General features: G+C 61.0%; 17 protein-coding genes and 1 pseudogene. 3 read left to right on the top strand and 15 right to left on the bottom strand.

The annotated features are described in order from the left end of the window. Window positions 1-3: 3 nt before the first annotated feature. From FIU93_RS06795 to FIU93_RS06785, 4 genes are all read right to left on the bottom strand, one after another. On the bottom strand, window positions 4-285 hold the full coding sequence (locus FIU93_RS06795) for a helix-turn-helix domain-containing protein (RefSeq protein ID WP_152505153.1): 282 nt from the start codon (window positions 283-285) through the stop codon (window positions 4-6). 136 nt (window positions 286-421) lie between these two features. Continuing rightward, on the bottom strand, window positions 422-685 hold the full coding sequence (locus tag FIU93_RS06790) for a DUF2285 domain-containing protein (protein WP_286202270.1): 264 nt from the start codon (window positions 683-685) through the stop codon (window positions 422-424). A gap of 277 nt (window positions 686-962) precedes the next feature. After that, the gene (locus FIU93_RS31865; RefSeq protein WP_353621135.1) at window positions 963-1,190 is read right to left on the bottom strand and encodes a DUF6499 domain-containing protein; all 228 of its coding nucleotides are present in this window, start codon (window positions 1,188-1,190) and stop codon (window positions 963-965) included. A 122-nt stretch (window positions 1,191-1,312) separates the two neighbouring features. Further along, on the bottom strand, window positions 1,313-1,579 hold the full coding sequence (locus FIU93_RS06785) for a DUF2285 domain-containing protein (protein WP_152505151.1): 267 nt from the start codon (window positions 1,577-1,579) through the stop codon (window positions 1,313-1,315). Window positions 1,580-1,859: 280 nt separating this feature from the next. Here FIU93_RS06785 and FIU93_RS06780 point away from each other — a divergent pair, with 280 nt between their 5' ends. Together FIU93_RS06780 and FIU93_RS31665 are read left to right on the top strand one after the other, a co-directional pair. Continuing rightward, entirely contained in the window at window positions 1,860-2,108 is a 249-nt protein-coding gene (locus FIU93_RS06780) for a helix-turn-helix transcriptional regulator (protein WP_152505150.1), read from the top strand. Window positions 2,109-2,138: 30 nt separating this feature from the next. Next, window positions 2,139-2,339: pseudogene (locus FIU93_RS31665) on the top strand (helix-turn-helix transcriptional regulator); the annotation flags it as partial. Between the two features lie 141 nt (window positions 2,340-2,480). Here the strand turns inward: FIU93_RS31665 and FIU93_RS06770 are convergent. Beyond that, window positions 2,481-2,948 (bottom strand): hypothetical protein, encoded by a 468-nt coding sequence (locus tag FIU93_RS06770; protein ID WP_152505149.1) that lies wholly within the window; start codon window positions 2,946-2,948, stop codon window positions 2,481-2,483. Between the two features lie 109 nt (window positions 2,949-3,057). Between FIU93_RS06770 and FIU93_RS06765 the strand changes: the two genes are divergently transcribed. Beyond that, window positions 3,058-4,098: a hypothetical protein gene (locus FIU93_RS06765; RefSeq protein WP_152505148.1), complete on the top strand. Its 1,041-nt coding sequence runs from the start codon at window positions 3,058-3,060 to the stop codon at window positions 4,096-4,098. A gap of 308 nt (window positions 4,099-4,406) precedes the next feature. On the opposite strand, the gene FIU93_RS06760 is transcribed toward FIU93_RS06765, so the two are convergent. The 10 genes from FIU93_RS06760 to FIU93_RS06720 form a co-directional block, all read right to left on the bottom strand. Next, window positions 4,407-4,808, bottom strand: coding sequence for a single-stranded DNA-binding protein (locus FIU93_RS06760; protein WP_152505147.1), 402 nt, complete (start codon window positions 4,806-4,808; stop codon window positions 4,407-4,409). Window positions 4,809-5,504: 696 nt separating this feature from the next. Next, entirely contained in the window at window positions 5,505-5,921 is a 417-nt protein-coding gene (locus tag FIU93_RS06755; RefSeq protein WP_152505146.1) for a hypothetical protein, read from the bottom strand. Window positions 5,922-6,079: 158 nt separating this feature from the next. Further along, the gene (locus tag FIU93_RS06750) at window positions 6,080-7,015 is read right to left on the bottom strand and encodes a DUF2493 domain-containing protein (protein ID WP_152505145.1); all 936 of its coding nucleotides are present in this window, start codon (window positions 7,013-7,015) and stop codon (window positions 6,080-6,082) included. Between the two features lie 323 nt (window positions 7,016-7,338). Next, entirely contained in the window at window positions 7,339-8,373 is a 1,035-nt protein-coding gene (locus FIU93_RS06745; protein ID WP_152505144.1) for a toprim domain-containing protein, read from the bottom strand. Then, window positions 8,373-12,713, bottom strand: coding sequence for a strawberry notch family protein (locus FIU93_RS06740; RefSeq protein WP_152505143.1), 4,341 nt, complete (start codon window positions 12,711-12,713; stop codon window positions 8,373-8,375). The genes FIU93_RS06745 and FIU93_RS06740 overlap by 1 nt, the downstream gene beginning before the upstream one ends. 278 nt (window positions 12,714-12,991) lie before the next feature. Further along, window positions 12,992-13,156 (bottom strand): hypothetical protein, encoded by a 165-nt coding sequence (locus FIU93_RS31330; protein ID WP_173013792.1) that lies wholly within the window; start codon window positions 13,154-13,156, stop codon window positions 12,992-12,994. A gap of 452 nt (window positions 13,157-13,608) precedes the next feature. After that, the gene (locus tag FIU93_RS06735) at window positions 13,609-15,768 is read right to left on the bottom strand and encodes a ParB/RepB/Spo0J family partition protein (protein ID WP_152505142.1); all 2,160 of its coding nucleotides are present in this window, start codon (window positions 15,766-15,768) and stop codon (window positions 13,609-13,611) included. Window positions 15,769-15,946: 178 nt separating this feature from the next. Continuing rightward, window positions 15,947-16,435 (bottom strand): DNA repair protein RadC, encoded by a 489-nt coding sequence (radC, locus tag FIU93_RS06730; RefSeq protein WP_269585035.1) that lies wholly within the window; start codon window positions 16,433-16,435, stop codon window positions 15,947-15,949. Between the two features lie 118 nt (window positions 16,436-16,553). Then, window positions 16,554-16,958, bottom strand: coding sequence for a DUF2958 domain-containing protein (locus FIU93_RS06725; RefSeq protein WP_152505141.1), 405 nt, complete (start codon window positions 16,956-16,958; stop codon window positions 16,554-16,556). Continuing rightward, window positions 16,955-17,134 (bottom strand): hypothetical protein, encoded by a 180-nt coding sequence (locus tag FIU93_RS06720; RefSeq protein ID WP_152505140.1) that lies wholly within the window; start codon window positions 17,132-17,134, stop codon window positions 16,955-16,957. The genes FIU93_RS06725 and FIU93_RS06720 overlap by 4 nt, the downstream gene beginning before the upstream one ends. Window positions 17,135-17,310: the final 176 nt, after the last annotated feature.

The raw sequence follows: 17,310 nt of genomic DNA, 5'->3' as shown, positions 1-17,310 counted from the left end.
TCCTCATCGCACAGCGCGGCCCGAACCGCTTGCCTGCTGCGCATTATGACGCTTTGCCGGAAGCACCTGCCCGCTCGGATCAGACGTGGAGGTAACAGCACCCCGGTTGGCCCAGGCCTGCAGGTCCTCGAGCGAATAGACGACGCGGCCACCAAGCTTGCGGTATGCAGGTCCCGTTCCATAGGTGCGATGCTTTTCGAGCGTGCGCCCGGAAAGGCCGAGAAAACGGGCAGCTTCGGGGGTGCGCAGATAGCGCGGCGGCATTCCGGCGAGCGGATCGGGCATGGTCGAACCTCCAGGAAGTAGTGAGCACCGCTGGTCAGCAGCGGCCGATGGAGGTCACGATGGCGGAGTGGCGCGGCGAAGAGGGAGTGCGAAGATGAGGAGACGAAAATCGCACCCCTTCGAACTTTCGGGCTTTCTAGCGGCGGAGCAGGTCCAGATAGCCGCCGGCAACCATAGCGAGGCCGTCCCGCACAAGCCTTATGGTCGTGTCGCGAAGGGGAGAGGTTTTCCATGGCTCTGACGCCACCCGCCTGGCCCCGAAGAGACTTTCGGCAATCTCCCTGTAGGACGCACCGTTTGTGCGGCCATCGACCGCCCGCAGCATGGATTTGAACCGAAGGCGTTTCTGTGGGGTGAGCCGGCTGTCCGCGCCAATCTCTTTGCCTTCGAGGAAATCCAACAACCTCCCAATTGCCCTGTGACGGGCGCGAGCACCATCGTCCAATCGGGATATAATACAGAGCGGATATTCGGTAAAGCGAGCGTCCTGAAGCAGAAGATGGACGGATTTCAGCCCTTTTCCGAGGATGGCATGCATCCCATCAGGGCCCTGGCGGGTGATCCCGCTGCGGAGGGTTTGAATTGTGAGAAGGCTGGGTTCGTCCGATCCAAAGCCGGATTCCGCTTTTCTCAGGATGACCTTCGACTTATCGGCAGCCGGCTCCCAGTGAATGGGTTCATCCAGAGCCGTCAATTCCGGACTTGTTGCGAAACGAAATCCCCCAGCGAGCGCGGAGCAATGCGTCCATCTCGTCAGGAGACCTCCCTTCGGCTTTCAGGTCTGCGTACTCTCGCTGATAGTTGGGACTTCGTCTTAGGCCTTCCCAGCAAAGATCGGGGACACTCGAATCGTCAAAGTAATCGTACGCAGCGTCTGATCGCCACTGCGAGACATCCGGCACCATCGGCAACCTCCTGAAATGCAGGAAAAATGCAATTGGAGGCCGGAACCATCATAAGTTGTAGTGAGTATGGGAACCCCTTGGGTTGGGAGAACATGATGCGCGGAACGCATCGCCAAACACGGTCATTTCCTCTCGCCTTCCGCCAGCATGAGCCGGTAGCCGTGTTCTGTCATCCATTGCGCGCGCGCCAGATGGCTGTCGTGCATACGCCGTGCCCGCTCGGGGTCCCTATCCGGATCGAGACCGAACAAGACCTGGACGGCTTCTGTCCAATCCGCGCCGTCCGCCTTGGCGTCCAGAAGACGCATATAAAGCTTGAAGTGCTTTCGATCGTAGTCGGTGAGTTGATTTTTGTCCGGCGCCTGATCGAGAAATCCCGGCTCAGTCATCGCGCGTCCCCTCTTAAATTCGTGCCGCCGTGAAAGCAGTGGTGCCCAAGTCTTTTTAACAATTATTGAGATCGGTTGTAAGGTTCGCCCAACGCATCGCGTGATGCATGCAGCGCATTGGAACGGGTGAAAAACAACAAATTCGGCCCGCGATAACCACCGATTACACAGAGTTTTCTGCGCAGGCGTACGAGTGCAACCCGAGGATCAGTCCCGGCACAGCTCGTTTGTAGAGAATACTCCGTGGTGAAATACTCTTCAAGGCGTTGCTCTCGATTTTATGGAAATCCGAGAGGTGTTCGCGCAAAACCTGAGAGCATTGCGGCAGGCTAGAGGCCTGTCACAGGAGGAACTTGCGCATGAAGCAGGAATTGATCGGACCTACATCAGCGCCTTGGAACGCAACGTGTATAACGCCAGCATTGATGTCGTTGACAGATTGGCGCAAGTGCTCGGTGTAGAAGCCGCGCAATTGCTGAAACGACCCTCTGCCGACCTGGAAGAATCGAAACCCGACTTTGATATCTAGAGAAGTACGCAAACTGTGATTGATCGGCGCATTGGTATGCACCAGCTCGTCGGCCGGAACCTTGCCTGCCTGCGTTGGAAATAAAGCCGGACATAGGAGCGGCTTGAAGCGCGTTCGGGACTTTTTCAGCAATTTTTAAGCGGCATCGAACGCGGAAAACCTAATCCGACGGCCATTACGATTTACGAACTAGCTCTGGCGATGGGCGTATGCCACCTGGAATTGATGCGGGCAGTTGACGGGGACCAACCAACCTCAGACAGGGCAGCAAAGCGTCCCCATTTCAGTCGGTCGCGTCGTCGGACGCGCTTCTTAGGACCAGACATTACCAGAACAAGTTTGTATCAAATCGGAGGTTTTACTGGGAGCATGTCAGCTAATACCACGTCGACCAATCGATGCGATAATCTTCTCGTTGATTTTCCGTCTAGTGGCTAACTGCGCAGGGCTTAGGTTTCGTTTCCGCATCGTATTTTGCTGAAAGCCATATTCCCAATCATTAATAATACCGCTTTGATAAAAGAATGCCGTCGCATCACTTCCAACGCTCTTTGTAATATCTTTTCGTATGCGCTTCAAAGAAGCAAAGATAAGATCAGAACGAAAACCGAGGAACCTTTTCACACAAACGTTTCCAACATCCACAGTTCTTTCAGTGGTGTTATTTGAAATTGTGCAAAGCTCAACGATAGGAAAATGGCCGCATAGACATGTTTCGGGTTCACTTGCCTCCGAAATGCCTACCAACTTCCATTCTTTTTTGGCGACTTCCCAATCGGTCGCACGGCTCATAGCTAAGATCGCTTTTTTCAATTGTGCAAAGTTATATCCATCGCCCATTGGTTCACCTTTTGAGTATTTTTTTTAATAATCGCCTTGTCACACCATCATATTTAGCTCGCGGAAAATTAATGAAGCAAAAGTATTGGGAATTAGAAGGTAAAATCCGATGATAAATGATAGACCTAAGGCATTGCAAGATCGTCCTGAATACTTTTTGCTCCCAAAATCTCCTTTCGCTGTCTCTTGGGAATGGGTACCAGAACCGATAAATGTATCGCTAATGCCACTTGGGGGTATTCAGCCAATCACAGGTAAAATGGCTGATTTAACTAATGGCATATTGCATGATGAGCCGTCGGACGCTGAGGTCGAATATTTCTCTACTCTCAATGCTACATTTCAGCCAATTCTACTCGTACTGAGTTTAGCGCTGTTCTCGGATGATGATGGCACTTCAACCGGGGTGCCTTACGCGATCTCAAATCTTCCGATGTCAAAGCGTGGAACAGTCACCACTGTCAACATTCATTCGATCAAAGCGCATCGGGGTGGGGCTGCTTTTCAAGAGACAGATTGGGCCTATGCAGGTTTTGATCCGTTCGTTGGACAATGGGAAGCCTTTTCAGAGATTTCCACCATCCTCGGTCTGAAAGGCGGCAAGGGATACGTTGACGAACTTGGACTGGTAGTCGGAATGTACTACCTCCATACAGACTTTGATCGAAGTGAAGTATCTGAGTTCGACGGATTTCTGCCTGATGAGCGCTCGCGGATTCGGTTTCTTCGAAATAGATTAAAGACAATTTATCAACCATTCAAAAAGGTTGAAACGCGAAGAATTTGGGGCGCTCAAACTCCAATTGAACTATTCCTGTATCAGGAACTCCTCTACCGCGGGCTTCGACCAGAATTGCAGCGGCTTGTATTTCCTGATGGGCGAACATACCCGTCTCTCTACGACGCGTATGCGGATATCGAGCTTCGACATGATCTTCAGTTGGTTACCGAAATAGATATCTTTTTTCCCGATCAGCGTCTCGCTGTATTTTGTGACGGGACGCATCATTCTCGAAGAAGGCAACGCGAGAAAGATAAGAAAATCGACGAGCAGCTTGCAGCTCTCGACATAACTTCTCTACGCATATCTGGGACTCAGATAATTAACGACCTGAAGGCAGCTGCAGACATCGTTTGTTCTAAGCTCTGATGAAGAGCTGGTATATTCATAAATACGCTCTCTCGTCGAGCGCCCAAGCGTCGCTCAGCAAGTCTTTCATCATGACCGCTATTGCTATTCCGAATGTCAGAAGGCGCCAATCAACAGTCGGCCCCTTTCTTGTCGTTCTTTGTGGGAACTGCGAAAGGTGACTCTTTCACTTATTTGCACATTGAGTTGGACGACGACGCGCCACTGTGGATGCACAAAGAAGAGGGAATTAGCGGTCGTTTTCTGACTGAACTCCGGAGTTCAAGAGATGCCCGGCGGATTGCTCCGCCGGGCCGAAGATACCCGCCTCAAAACGGGATCTCGTCCTGGTCATCAGGTGTGCCGTCCTCGGTCTCGGTCTGCTTGGCGCGGCTCAGGAAATCGACCGTCTCGGCGATGATCTCGCAGCCGTAGCGGTCGACACCCGCCTGATCGGTCCACTTGGTGTAGTGGATGCGGCCCCGAACCAGGACCTTCATGCCCTTCTCGCAATACTCCTGAACCGTCTTGCCGAGGCCGTTGAAGCAGGTGATGCGGTGCCATTCGGTGTCCTGGACGCGATGCCCTTCTGCGTCGCGGATCACCTTGCCTTCGGAGTAGCGCGGGCGCGAGGTGGCAAGGGTGAAATGGGTGATGGAGGTGCCGCTCTGGGTGGTGCGGGTTTCCGGGGCCTGACCGATGTTGCCGGCGAGGATGACGATGTTCTGCATGTTTAGTCTCCGTTGCTTCAACCGGAGGGACCGTCCCTCCGATGATGCCCGGCCAAGACCGTCGGGAGCGGCCTGCACGGATGCTTCGGCATCCGCCCGACCCCCAAGGCGGGACGTGGTGCGGGCAGGCGCGGCAGGCGCCAACACGGGTCCGGCCGCGGGGGTTGCCGGCCGAGACCGAACGGGCTTAGGGGATCACAGAAGAGGAGGGACAGGTTTTTCGGGAAAGCGTCTTCGGAGACGCGGTGCGGAAACATCATTCTGGCGGGCAGAAAATCATCGGCAGCCTCGGCCACCCCAGTGCCAATTGCACTGACGGACGACTTCATTATCTGCCACCCGCGCCATGACATCCGCGGTCAGGAGCTATGGCGAGGACGGTTTCGGACTTGGGTACCAGGCTCTGCTCATGTTGCGGAAACGGTCGGAAAACGGGTCGGGGGTATGCGTGAAGGTTCGGTCCGGCGCTGAGGCAGTACCCACCAACCCGTTCCTGTGCGCGACACCCGCGGGTCGCCGCAGCGACTATCGCCTCATCGAATTCCACAGTCGACCAGGACCCGCCAGAACAAGGTGGTGGGACACAGACCGGTTGAAGCCGTATTGGAACGGCAGGTCCAAAGGTTCCGGCTAGGTGTCCGACGTCTCTGCCGTGCGAAGCAGCAGATGCCTGACCAGGCCTCTCCCTGTGCCCGTTCACCGTGACAACACATCCTCGCCGAGCGCGCTGAGATTGGTCATTGCAGCGACCGCCACGATCAACCCGCAAGTGCCGCAGAGAAGGTTGAGCGCAATCTCGGACTCGAGAGCGTTTTTCGCGAGCCCATGAGCAAGCGCATAACCGGCAACCGCCGCCGGTGCCGCGAACACCCCCAGCGCCACGAGACGCAGAAACGGGTTCCTCGCAAACCCCAGGATCGCGATCACCAGACCGACAGAGAATGCCGCGCCACCAAGCGCCGCGAGCGCCGACGGGCCGAAACCAGCGCCAGCGGCGTGGACAAATTGGAACGCCGAGATCCCGGCCATGACCGGCAGCGCATAGATCGCAAAGTTGAAGGCGAGCACGCAGAGCGTAACGGAAAGGGAGATGGCGAGCAGAATGAGCGTCATGACAGCCTCCGGCGTCGGTGATTATTAAGGGATCACGACAGGCTGCCGATGGATACGCTCCGCCTGCGACTATATAGCTTCGCCGGTTCTGCAAGTCTGGATATTTGACCCCGAGACGACTTCCTGGGTCAAGTCTGTCATGCAAGAAAAGGAGGCGCTTACGCGCCACCCTCGTATTTCAGGACCGGGATACCGAGCTTGCGGGCCTTGTCGGCGAGGTTTTCCTGGATGCCCGTGCCGGGGAAGACCAGGACTCCGATCGGAAGCGCGTCCAGCATTGCGTCGTTGCGCTTGAAGGGTGCTGCCTTAGCATGTTTGGCCCAGTCGGGGCGGAAGGCCACCTGCGGCACCTTGCGATGGTCCGCCCAACAGGAGGCAATGAGCTCAGCGCCTTTCGGCGATCCGCCATGCAGCAGCACCATGTCAGGGTGCTTGGCGTGGACCTGATCGAGCCTTGCCCAGATCAGGCGGTGGTCGTTGAAGTCAACACCGCCGGTGATGGCGACCTTCGGCCCCTGCGGCAGGAGCATCTCGGCTTCGGCCCGGCGTTTCGCGGCCAGGAAATCCCGGCTGTCGATCATCGCCGAGGTGAGGTTGCGATGACTGACACGCGAACCATTGCGGGGCTGCCAGGGCTTGCCCTGATGGCGCTCGAAGCCTTCGACGGCGAGGTCCCGGAAGAGCTCCAACGCGTTCCTGCGCTCGATCAGGCTCTGCCCCTCGGCCGTCAGGCGCTCCAGCTCGACGGACTTCACCTCCGAGCCGTCCTGTTCCCGCTGCAGCCGGCGCTGCGCCTGCTCGTTGTCATCGAGTGCCCGTTCGGTGCGCGTCGTGGCGCGGTGGAAGAGATTGACCGTGCCCCAGAGCAATTCGTCGAGTTCGGGTTCAAGACGTGTATCGCCGAGTGTCGCGATCAGGGCGTCGAAGATGTCGGTGACCGCGCTGGAGACCATACTGTCCTCAGGAAGCGGCCTCGGATCGGGTTCGTCTTCGAACGGACGCCAGCCGTAAAGCTGGAGTTCGGTGAGGGCGTGACCGGTCTGAGAGGAGCTGTGGACCGGCTCATTGGCTGCCGTATCGTTTGAAAAGGTCATTTCGGGGTTCCTCGTCGGGTGAGCCGCGCCCATCGCGGCCTTCGTGGCAGCGACCAGCCCACGGACGGGACGGCCGGGCAGCCCGAGAGAAGCGAGGGTCCCGATGGCCAAGTCCGGCTATTTTGCCTCGCGATGCAAAGCGCCTCCCTGGAGGCGCGGCGGAAAATAGCCGGGCGTGGCCATTGCCCGGCCGTCCCGTTTGTGGGCCGCCTGCCCTCTCAAGAAGGCCGTGGGCGGCGACGTGTCCGACGAGGAAGACCGGGAGGACCGGATATGACAGGAGGACGGCAACCGGTGTGCCACAGTCCTCATCTGCCGCTCCCTCACGCCGCCAGAAAGCGTGCCACGTCCTCGGGATGGAGCTGAAGCCGCAACCGTTCCCGGAGGGTGTCAATGCCGTCGCGCCTCAAATCGTCATTGAAGTCGCCTAGCCGCGGCGTCAGCGCCAGTGCCTCGATCCCGGCCTCGGCGGCTCTGGCCAAAAGAACCTTCCGCGCGCCCTCACCTGCCGGATCGCGGTCACGCAGGACATAGAGCCGCCGGAGACTCTTGGGGAACAGGATGGCGGCGAGATGGGCCGCCGAGAGCGCCGCCAGCACCGGCAGTTCGACACCGGCGGAGCGAGCCGACAGCACAGTCTCGATCCCCTCGCCGGCGGCGAGAACATCTTGCGCCACTCCAAACCGCACCCCGTGACCGAGCAAGTCTCCCATCGCCCGCCTCGGTGTCTCGATGTCCGCCTTGCAAGAGCCGTCCGCCGCGAGCCAGGTGCGATGCGCGCCGGTCTGACGCCCGCCGAGATCGGTGACGGTGGCAACCATCGCCGGAAGCTGTCTGGTCGAGCCGCCGCCTTCCAGCCGGTAGTAGCATGTTGGATGGAAGCGCAGGCTTGCGGTTGCGTGCAAAGCCGTAATGCCGCGATTACGGAGATACGTTTCCACGAGTGTTCCGGCGATCGGCTGCGACATGGCAAAGAGCCGCCTTGCGGCCGCGGCAGAACCGGATGGAACCGACGACAGTTGTCTGGACCGTTTCTCGGGCTCAGGACGAGGCAGGCTCAGAAACCGCCGCGCTTCCTCGGCGACATCGCGAAAGTCGGAGAACCCACAGCTTTCGCGGATGACATCGAGCAGATCGCCATGTTCGCCCGTCGCGGCATCTGTCCATTTTCCAGTAGCGCCCTTGCCACGATCCGGTCCCTTGAGCCGGACAAACATCGACCGGCCCGGCGAACCGTGTACATCCCCCACCAGCCAGTAGCGGCCGGATTTTTGGCCGGCTGGCAGGTAGTGGCGGCACACCGCTTCGGCCGCTCTCGCAAGACGCACCGCCAGATCGGAAGCCTCAACACGGGACATCAGGCCGCCCCACGGTCCAGGACGCGCTCGATCGGCCAGGCTTCCATCACTCTGCCGAGCACCTCCGCCCCACGTTCATCGGCGGGCACGAAGAAGCGCAGCTTCCAGGAGATGATCTCCGAAAAGAGCCCGAAGGCCTTGAGCCGATCGCGCATACCTTCCGAGAACCCGGTGAGCTCGATCCGGTTTGCCCCCATGACGCGGCCCCGCCGGAGCAGCAGACCTTCGGCCAGATCCAGGATCGTCTGGCCATCGATCAGTGCAGCATAGGCTTCATCGGGAGACAGCGTCACCGATCCCGTCGCGGTTGCATTGGCCGCCCAGGCGGGCGAGACGCGGCGGCCGATGATGCGCTCACCCTCGTCGGTCTGCAGCCGATAGACCCGTGTTGACTCGTTCGGCAGACGCTTCCAGACCGGCAGGAGCAGACCGCAGACCATTTGCAACGTGCTCTCGGTGAATTCCGGAATCTCGGACCGTTCGTGGTCCCAGGCCGAAGCGAACGCATCTCGATCCGCCACTTGCCAATGGCTGTCGGCCAGCACCTTGAGCGAGAGGTGGCTGTGCTCCATCGGCCGGATCAGCCGGACACGGCGCTCAATCTCGCCATCGTCGATCATCATCGACGGCGCCTGCACCTGAACGGCCGCCCGCCCCGACTTGCCGTTGACCAGCAGCCTGGCACCGGGCTCCGTTTCAGCACGGGCAATTGCATCCTCAAGCGGCATGGGCCTGTTGCGACGCTTCTCGGAGATGGTGAGCAGCCGGGTCCCCGCACCGGTCGCCGGATGGGTGTGGATCGTCCGGCGATCGGTGACCACAAAGCTCTCGGCCGTCAGTGTCTCCAACCCGAGATCATAAGTGCCGCTGGCGATCGCCCCCTCGATCCTGGCGTCCAGCAGTCGCTCGAAGGCGGCAAAGAGGATGGCTTGAAGCTCGATCGTCAGCGCCAGAAGCCGGTTGAGGAAGGTGGTAATCGGCGGCAGATCGTCCCTGATGCCGTTCGCATCTGTCAGCTTCAGGCCGGTGGCGGTCTCGAACCGTTCGAGCGGGCAGCCCTCGACCTTGCCGCGCACGATCATAAGATAGAGCTGGCGCAGCGCATCGCGGGCATAAAAACTTTCCAGATTGTCCTCGGGGCGAAAGAGCCCCTGCCCGCCGGTCTGGCGCTGGCCGCGAGTGATAGCGCCGAGCGTGTCGAGGCGGCGGGCGATGGTCGACAGGAACCGCTTTTCCGCCTTCACATCCGTGGAGATGGGCCGGAAGAGCGGCGGCTGCGCCTGATTGGTGCGATTCGTCCGCCCGAGGCCCTGGATCGCGGCATCCGCCTTCCAGCCGGGCTCGAGCAGGTAGTGGACCCGCAAGCGTTGGTTCTTTGCCGAGAGATCCGCATGATAGCTGCGCCCGGTGCCGCCGGCATCGGAGAAGATGAGGATGCGTTTGAGGTCATCCATGAAGGCGGACGTCTCGGAGAGATTGGCAGAGGCCGCGCGGCTCTCGACAGAGAGACGATCACCCTTTCTCACGATGCGCCGCGAACGGCCCGTCACCTCGGCAACCGTGTCTGTGCCGAAGCGTTGGACGATCTGATCGAGCGCACCGGGAACCGGCGGCAGCGCAGCGAGCCGCTCGATCAACTCGTCCCGCCGGGCGACCGCCTCGCGGCATTCCACCGGTTGACCGTCCCGGGTTACCGGGCGCGAGGAAAGATTGCCCTCGCTGTCGGTGAAGGGCTCATAGAGCTGCACCGGGAAGGAATGGGCGAGATAGTCGAGAACATATTCGCGTGGGGTGATGTCCACCCGGACGTCATTCCACTCCTCTGTGGGGATCTCGGCGAGCCGGCGCTCCATCAGCGCCTCGCCCGTCGAGACGATCTGAATGACAGCAGCATGCCCCGCCTCCAGATCGCGCTCGATCGACCGGATCAGCGTCGGTGTCTTCATCGATGTCAGCAGATGACCGAAGAAGCGTTGCTTGGCGCTCTCGAAAGCGGATCGCGCAGCGGATTTGGCCTGCCGGTTGAGCGTACCCTCACTTCCGGTGATGTTTGCAGCCTCCATCGCCGCGTCGAGATGGTTGTGAATGACAGTGAAGGCCCCGGCATACGCGTCGTAGATGCGGCGCTGCTCGGCCGTCAGCTGATGTTCGACAAGTTCGTATTCGACGCCGTCATAGGAGAGCGAACGGGCGGTGTAGAGCCCGAGTGACCTGAGGTCGCGGGCCAGCACCTCCATCGCCGCGACGCCGCCCTCCTCGATCGCCTCGACAAACTCGGCCCTTGTCACAAACGGAAAATCGTCGCTTCCCCAGAGACCGAGCCGCTGCGCATAGGCAAGATTGTGCACACTGGTGGCACCGGTCGCCGAGACATAGACGACGCGGGCATCGGGCAGCGCGTGCTGAAGGCGCAGTCCCGCGCGACCCTGCTGCGACGGCGCAACATCCCCGCGCTCGCCCTTGCCGCCACCGGCGTTCTGCATGGCATGGCTTTCGTCGAAAATGATCACTCCATTGAAATCCTTCTCGGCCTCGGCGCCGGGACCGGACTTCAACCATTCGACGATCTGCTTCACCCTGGAAACCTTGTCGCCACGGTCGTCGGAGCGCAGCGTGGCGTAGGTGGTAAAAAGGATGCCTTCGATGAGCGTGATCGGCTTGCCTTGAGGAAAGCGCGACAGAGGCGTGACCAGCAGCCGCTCCATACCGAGGGCAGACCAGTCGCGCTGCGCGTCCTCGATCAGCTTGCCGGATTTGGAGATCCAGACCGCTTTGCGGCGGCCGCGCAGCCAATTTTCAAGGATGATCGCGGCCGACTGGCGGCCCTTGCCCGCACCGGTGCCGTCGCCGAGCATGAAGCCCCGGCGGAAGCGGAAAGCGCCGGCAACCCCTTCGGGCGCTGCCTGGACGAGATCGAAGGTCTCGTCGACTGTCCAACTGCCGGCAAGATGACCAGAATGAGCCTCGCCCGCGTAGATCACCGTCTCGAGCTGCGCGTCCGACAGCACTCCCTCGGTGACGACGTTCGCCGGCAGAAACGGTCGGTAGCCTGGCTTGGGCGGGGCGACCGACGCCATCGCCGCCGACTGCACCAGTTTTGTGGGATGATCCTGACATCCGGGAATACGGATCGACTGCAATCCGTAAGCCTCATAGATTGCGTCGGTAAACCCGGCGCCCTCAGGCGGTGTCCAATCGACGGTTTCGTAGGATAGCTCAACGGCCTCGGGATCGGCAACGGCGGGCCTGGCCGGACGAGATTTTGCCGGGCACGCCGGACCGCCTCGCGCCGCTCGGCCAGCAGAGGGGACCGGTGATCGCGGACCCTCGGGAAGCGAAACCGGCAGCCGAGGTGGAACCGCGTTTTCGATCCAACCGAGAAGCGTGGCGACGTCCGGTGCCATACCAGGCGAGGACGGGAACAGGGTCGGTTCCACTGCGGGTACCTTGTCGATCACGGTGAGCCGCGTCGGGAAGGTCGTTCCGTGTTTCGCGTAAGCCGATCCGGTGATCGCTGCGGAGAACACGACGGTGCCGCGCTCCTGCAGGCGGACAAAGGCTTCGCGCCAGCCCGGTAGTTCCGGACCGACATTTGCCCCGGTGATCGTCACCAGCCGCCCGCCCGGGGCGAGGCGGTTCAGCGCCGAGGCGATGTGCCGGAAACCGGCATCGGCAATGCGCCCAGAAACATTCGCGAGCGCCGTGAAGGGCGGGTTCATGATGACGACGGAAGGCACCAGCCCCGGATCGAGGTGATCGTCGATCTGCGCGGCGTCGAACCGGGTAACGTCTTTTGCCGGAAAGAGAGAAGCGAGCAGGTCGGCGCGAGTTTCCGCAAGCTCGTTTAGGATCAGCGATCCACGGGCGATCTCGGCCAGAACCGCCATCAGGCCGGTACCGGCCGAGGGTTCCAGCACACGATCGTTTTCGGCAACATGAGCCGCCGTCAGCGCGGCAAGGCCAAGGGGAACAGGCGTGCTGAACTGCTGGAGCGTCTGGCTCTCTTCGGACCGGCGCGTCTGCGTTGGTAGCAGCGCCACGATCTTCTCCAGCACGGAAAGCCGTGCAGCTGGAATGGCGGCTTTACGGAAAACCGCCTTGCCGTATTTGCGCAGGAACAGAACTGTTGCCACCTCGCAAGCGTCATAGGCGTCCTTCCAGTTCCAGGCGCCGGATGTATCAGACGCGCCGAACGCAATTTCCATTGCGGCGCGCAACATGGCAGCGTCCACGCGCCGGCCTTGTTCAAGATGCTCAAGAAGATCATGGGCGACGGCCAGGATGGCGGGCGCAGGAGCGATCGGCGTGGCCGGGGCGGTCACGGGTGCGGTCATGTTCATGAGAGGAGATCCTCGAGAGCAGCAACGGGAAAGCCCGGCCAGCGCTCTCTCGACCGCCCGGGCTCACCACGTCCCGGCAGCCCTCTCCCTCTCAGGGCAAAAGAAATCGCGCCACGCAGGAAGGCGGGCGCGATCAAGCTGGAAGAAGGTCAAAGGTCGGTGGGAAGCAGGAAGCGAGCTTGGCTCCTCGAGCGCCCTTGAGCCCGCCACGGTCAAATGCGGCAAGTGATTTCGGGAACCGGGGCTCAACGACCTCGGCCGACCGTGAGGCGATCGCCTCACGAGAAAGGATCGATCTCAAACATCACAGCCACCTCGTCGCCGTCGATTTCGTCGGCGGTTACAGCACCGAAGGATCCGTCGCCAGCCCGGAAAACGACGATGGAAACCATCAGTGTGGCGGCGAGGCTGGAAGCGAAGGCGGTGGCGTCTTGAAGGGTCATTGTTCCGGCTCCTGTCGTTGGAGGCAGGGGACCATCCCCCGCGCGACAGGCGCCCGTAGTGTCTGATCGAGAACGGCAATCACCGCGCGCGTTCGGGCTCGTCCCGAATCCGCGAGGCGGCACGCGCGCGTAAGCCGACCCCATGCGGGTTGAATGACAAAGCCTCGTTCAGACCAAGGTCAGCGAATGGAAGCGGGGGATGGTTTCCGTGTCCGTCAGAAGCCGGAAACCCGGAAATGCGTTTGCACGACCACCTCTGTCCTCTGCCAGCCGATCGAGAGGGAATGCAACGATGGGCAGAAGCGAAGCCATAGGTCAGGCAACCGGCGGATCTCCATCGGAGCACAATTGACTTGATGGTGTTGGGTCCTTTGAACAGCCCTGTAATTGCTGCCCGACCAAGGCCACCATGAAAAAAGCCCGGAGCCTTGCAGCTCCGGGGCGGGATCGCGTTACTCGGCAGCTACAAGGGCGGCGTCATCCTCGTTAGCTTCCGCGTTCTCATCGTCGCCGTCATCATCGGTGAGGAACGCCGGAAGAGTCTCATCTGCTCCGCCCTCCTCGTTTTCCGCCTCGACCGGCGAGGCATCGCCAGCGTCCGTCATGCGCAGCGGCTCCGGCAGCCAGCTTGTGTCAGCCAGCAGCCGTTCGGCCTCCTTGGCCATATCGCCCTTCTTGAGATGGTTGATCAACTCGGCGGCGCGCTCGCCCGCCCCTTCGCGTACGGCTTCGAGGATGCGAGGCTTGGTGACGCGGCCGAGGTAGTTTTCGGCCGTTGGCCGCCAGCCTGCTTCCACCATGTCGAGACCGACAGCGCGGGCGAGACGATCGGCCTCGGCGAGACGCTGCTGGATGCCGTGCACGGTGACGGTGCCGCCGCCGTAGCGATCGGCCTTCTCGTAGAGAGCGTTGACGCCGAACGCCGCGCAATGAGCGAAGAGCTCCGCCTGCTCGGTGCCTTCGAGCGAGGCGAGCCAATCCCAGAGGGCGGCCTCGTCGTCCGGCATACGCGCCTCCCAGGCCTTGTGGCGTTCCTCGATGGCCTGTGCCGCCGGAATTTCCTTCAGGCCGGGCGCTTGCAGGGAGAAGCCGGTGTTGCGCACCGAGACTTCCATGGCCGGGCTATAGGTCATGTAGCGAGAGAAGACGTCCCGGCAGAACTTGTGCAACACAGCCAGGAACGCGACGGACGGATTGTTCGCCAGCCTGTCGCGCAGCGCCAACGTCCGTTCGGCCGTCAGCTCTGTAACAAGGCGTTCCGGAAGCGGCTTGATGACGTCGCCTTCGTCGTCATCTGCATCCATCGGCTGGCTGCCGATGGTGATGACAGCGCGCCGCGCCGAAGAACCGACACCAGCATCATCGTGATCGATGCTGGCGTCACCTCCGTTTCCAGAGCCACTGCCCTCGACGGCGGCGTCAAGCTCATCCTCGGGACGGACATAGCCATGATCGACGACGAATTCGCCATCCCGGCCGATGCTGAGGAAGACACCGGCGCGGGCAATCTCTTCCGGATCGAAGCTGACGGGACGGTTTTCGAAGGCCTCAAGCGCGGCCTCGATCTCCGCCAGACGCAGATCGACCTCGTCGGGCAGATCGCTGGCCTCCGTGTATTCCGCCTCGAGGTCGTCATGCTCCTTGCGGAGTGCTTCTCGGACCGCCCGTTCCTCTTCGGTAAGGTCCTGCATCGCACCGGTCAGTTTGCGCAGACCGTTGGCGTGGCCGTAGGGGAGTTCGACCGAAGCGTCGATCCATTTCCAGCCCTGGTCGGCAATCTCGTCCGCCATACCTTTTAGCTTCTGGTCAACCAGGCTATCGAGCAGGGAGACGTCCTGCAGCCAGCCGTCATTGTCGTGGGAGAAGAGATCGCGCAGGATTGCGCCGCCCGCCGCCTCATAAGCTTCAAGGCCGATGAAACGGGCGCGCTTATCGGATGCCGGCACCGTGGTTTCGGTGAGCATGCGCCGGATCTGCCACGGCTCCTTCTGCCAGGAGTTGCGAATGCTTTCCAAAACCTGTTCCTGACGGGCATGGTCCGGATTGACGGTGAAGGCCATCAACATCTCCAGCGTCATGCCGTCTGCGGCATAGACTTCGAGCAGCACGGGAGACACAGTGGCAAGGCGCAACCGCTGCCTGACGACCTGGACCGTGGTGAAGAAGGCCGCCGCGATCTCCTCCTCGCTCATGCCCTTGTTCCGCAATGCCAAGAAGGCACGGAACTGGTCGAGGGGATGCAGCGCGACGCGCTGGGTGTTTTCGGCGAGACTGTCATCCTCGGCGAGGATGCTGGTCGCCGGATCGCGGACAACGCAGGGCACGGGTGCGGTCTTGGCGAGACGCTTCTGTTTTACGAGGATTGCCAGGGCCTGATAGCGGCGTCCGCCGGCCGGCACCTCGAACATGCCGGTCTCGTTGCCGCCCTCATCGAGCACGGGGCGGACATTGAGGCTCTGGAGGAGTGTGCCGCGGCGGGCGATGTCCTCGGCCAGTTCCTCGACCGAGATGCCGGCCTTGATACGCCGGACGTTCGACTGGCTGAGGACGAGCTTGTTGAAGGGGATGTCACGCGAGGGCGACAGGGTGAGTTTCTGATTGGCAGGTGCCATTGGGATATTCTCCGCGACGGGCGCCGAGAGCCTCTCTCTCTGCACTCAACCCGTCGCGAAAGCCCCAGCCCTCCTCTCCCTCTCGATGGAGCGTGGCCTGCCCCCTGCGATCGGAAGCCACCGCTTCGGGACCGAAGGTCGAATGCAGCCGGGTTCCGTCAGCGCATTCTGCAATCCATCAGATCTCGCCGCGGGCGCGCAGACTGACCTCCCGGCCGATGCCGACGATGATATGGTCATGCAGCGTCAAGCCCAGAACCTGGCAGCCCTTTCTGATTTCCTTCGTCATCGTGATGTCGGCGCGCGAGGGCTCGGGATCGCCGGACGGATGATTGTGGACCAGGATCAGCGCGGTGGCGTTGAGTTCGAGACCGCGCTTCAGGACCTCCCTTGGATAGACCGGCACGTGATCGACGGTTCCGGTCGCCAGACACTCATCCGAAATGAGCCTGTTCTTCTTGTCCAGATAAAGCACATGAAACCGCTCGACCTCGCCGCGGATGGTAAGGGCGCAATAGTCGAGCACCGCCTGCCAGGACGACAGGACCGGGTTCTGGTTGAGGTGGCGCAGCAGAATCTGGCGCGCTTCGTAAATAACCACCCGCTCCTCAGCCGAGATTGGTGCGTGCTGCGTTTCCATGGCAAATGTCTTCTGATGCCGGGTCATGGTCTGGTCTCCCGACGGGCAGCAGGCCCCTTGCCAATGCTCACAACCCGTCACGAGGAACCGCGCCGCCCTCTTCCTCTGAGAGCGGCGCAGACCCGTAAAGCACTGCAGCCAGAATTCAGGCGTTCCGGTTTTCCGCATCCACGGAATTCCTGTTGCGCACATCATCGCTTCGATGCCGGGCATAAAGCATGCGCTCGGCCGCGCGGATGCTGCCGGCTTGACGGGCCGCTTCCGCCCAGACCGAGACCGGCACGTCGGTCTGAAACAGGATGTCGCGCTCGATCCCCATGCCGAAGGGCAGCCGGATGGATTCCAGGTCCCCCAGCGAGAAATGCCCAAGTTCCGGATAGCCGAGATCAGCAAGGCCGAACAGAATGTCGCCGTCAGGATCGAGCTCGGTTGCTAGCCAGACGCCTTGGCCGAAAGGATTGAAGAATTTGACGACCGGCACGTGGTCGGCGTCGCGCTCACGGCCGTTGGCAAGCAGGCGTTCACGGAGATCGGGAGTCAGGAGGATCATGCCGCCCTCTTGTCGCCAGTGCCGGCGTCGGCGGAACCAGTCTCATCCGAAAGGAAGGACTCGATCCAGTCGGCTGCCCGGCTGGCCTCCGGCTCGGCGATGATTTTGTCGGTGATTTCGGAGTAAAGGTTGGTCCGGTTGCTCCGGGCGCCGGATTTACGGTTCTGTTTGGACATCGCGGGTCTCCGCGACGGGCGCTGGAGGTTTCTCCTCCGGTCCTCATCCCGTCACGGCAAACCCGTCCGCACTCTCACTCTCAAAGGGGGCGTTGCGGGGGATTCCCCCGCTCGAAGGGGTCGGCCAAGACTACAGGCTCGGTCGCAGGGGAAGGCTTTCCCCTCCATCTTCTTCG

Origin of the sequence: Labrenzia sp. THAF35 (assembly GCF_009363595.1) — a bacterium.
Lineage (GTDB): Bacteria > Pseudomonadota > Alphaproteobacteria > Rhizobiales > Stappiaceae > Roseibium > Roseibium algicola.
The sequence above is the reverse complement of the archived record's forward strand: the minus strand, read 5'-3'. Positions and strand labels throughout refer to the sequence as shown.

Excerpts from the sequence above, each read along its gene's own strand:
- FIU93_RS06795 (WP_152505153.1), bottom strand. The coding sequence starts at position 285 with ATGCCCGATCCGCTCGCCGGAATGCCGCCGCGCTATCTGCGCACCCCC.
- FIU93_RS31865 (WP_353621135.1), bottom strand. The coding sequence starts at position 1,190 with ATGGTGCCGGATGTCTCGCAGTGGCGATCAGACGCTGCGTACGATTAC.
- FIU93_RS06785 (WP_152505151.1), bottom strand. The coding sequence starts at position 1,579 with ATGACTGAGCCGGGATTTCTCGATCAGGCGCCGGACAAAAATCAACTC.
- FIU93_RS06780 (WP_152505150.1), top strand. The coding sequence starts at position 1,860 with ATGGAAATCCGAGAGGTGTTCGCGCAAAACCTGAGAGCATTGCGGCAG.
- FIU93_RS06770 (WP_152505149.1), bottom strand. The coding sequence starts at position 2,948 with ATGGGCGATGGATATAACTTTGCACAATTGAAAAAAGCGATCTTAGCT.
- FIU93_RS06765 (WP_152505148.1), top strand. The coding sequence starts at position 3,058 with ATGATAAATGATAGACCTAAGGCATTGCAAGATCGTCCTGAATACTTT.
- FIU93_RS06760 (WP_152505147.1), bottom strand. The coding sequence starts at position 4,808 with ATGCAGAACATCGTCATCCTCGCCGGCAACATCGGTCAGGCCCCGGAA.
- FIU93_RS06755 (WP_152505146.1), bottom strand. The coding sequence starts at position 5,921 with ATGACGCTCATTCTGCTCGCCATCTCCCTTTCCGTTACGCTCTGCGTG.
- FIU93_RS06750 (WP_152505145.1), bottom strand. The coding sequence starts at position 7,015 with ATGACCTTTTCAAACGATACGGCAGCCAATGAGCCGGTCCACAGCTCC.
- FIU93_RS06745 (WP_152505144.1), bottom strand. The coding sequence starts at position 8,373 with ATGTCCCGTGTTGAGGCTTCCGATCTGGCGGTGCGTCTTGCGAGAGCG.
- FIU93_RS06740 (WP_152505143.1), bottom strand. The coding sequence starts at position 12,713 with ATGAACATGACCGCACCCGTGACCGCCCCGGCCACGCCGATCGCTCCT.
- FIU93_RS31330 (WP_173013792.1), bottom strand. The coding sequence starts at position 13,156 with ATGACCCTTCAAGACGCCACCGCCTTCGCTTCCAGCCTCGCCGCCACA.
- FIU93_RS06735 (WP_152505142.1), bottom strand. The coding sequence starts at position 15,768 with ATGGCACCTGCCAATCAGAAACTCACCCTGTCGCCCTCGCGTGACATC.
- radC (WP_269585035.1), bottom strand. The coding sequence starts at position 16,435 with ATGACCCGGCATCAGAAGACATTTGCCATGGAAACGCAGCACGCACCA.
- FIU93_RS06725 (WP_152505141.1), bottom strand. The coding sequence starts at position 16,958 with ATGATCCTCCTGACTCCCGATCTCCGTGAACGCCTGCTTGCCAACGGC.
- FIU93_RS06720 (WP_152505140.1), bottom strand. The coding sequence starts at position 17,134 with ATGTCCAAACAGAACCGTAAATCCGGCGCCCGGAGCAACCGGACCAAC.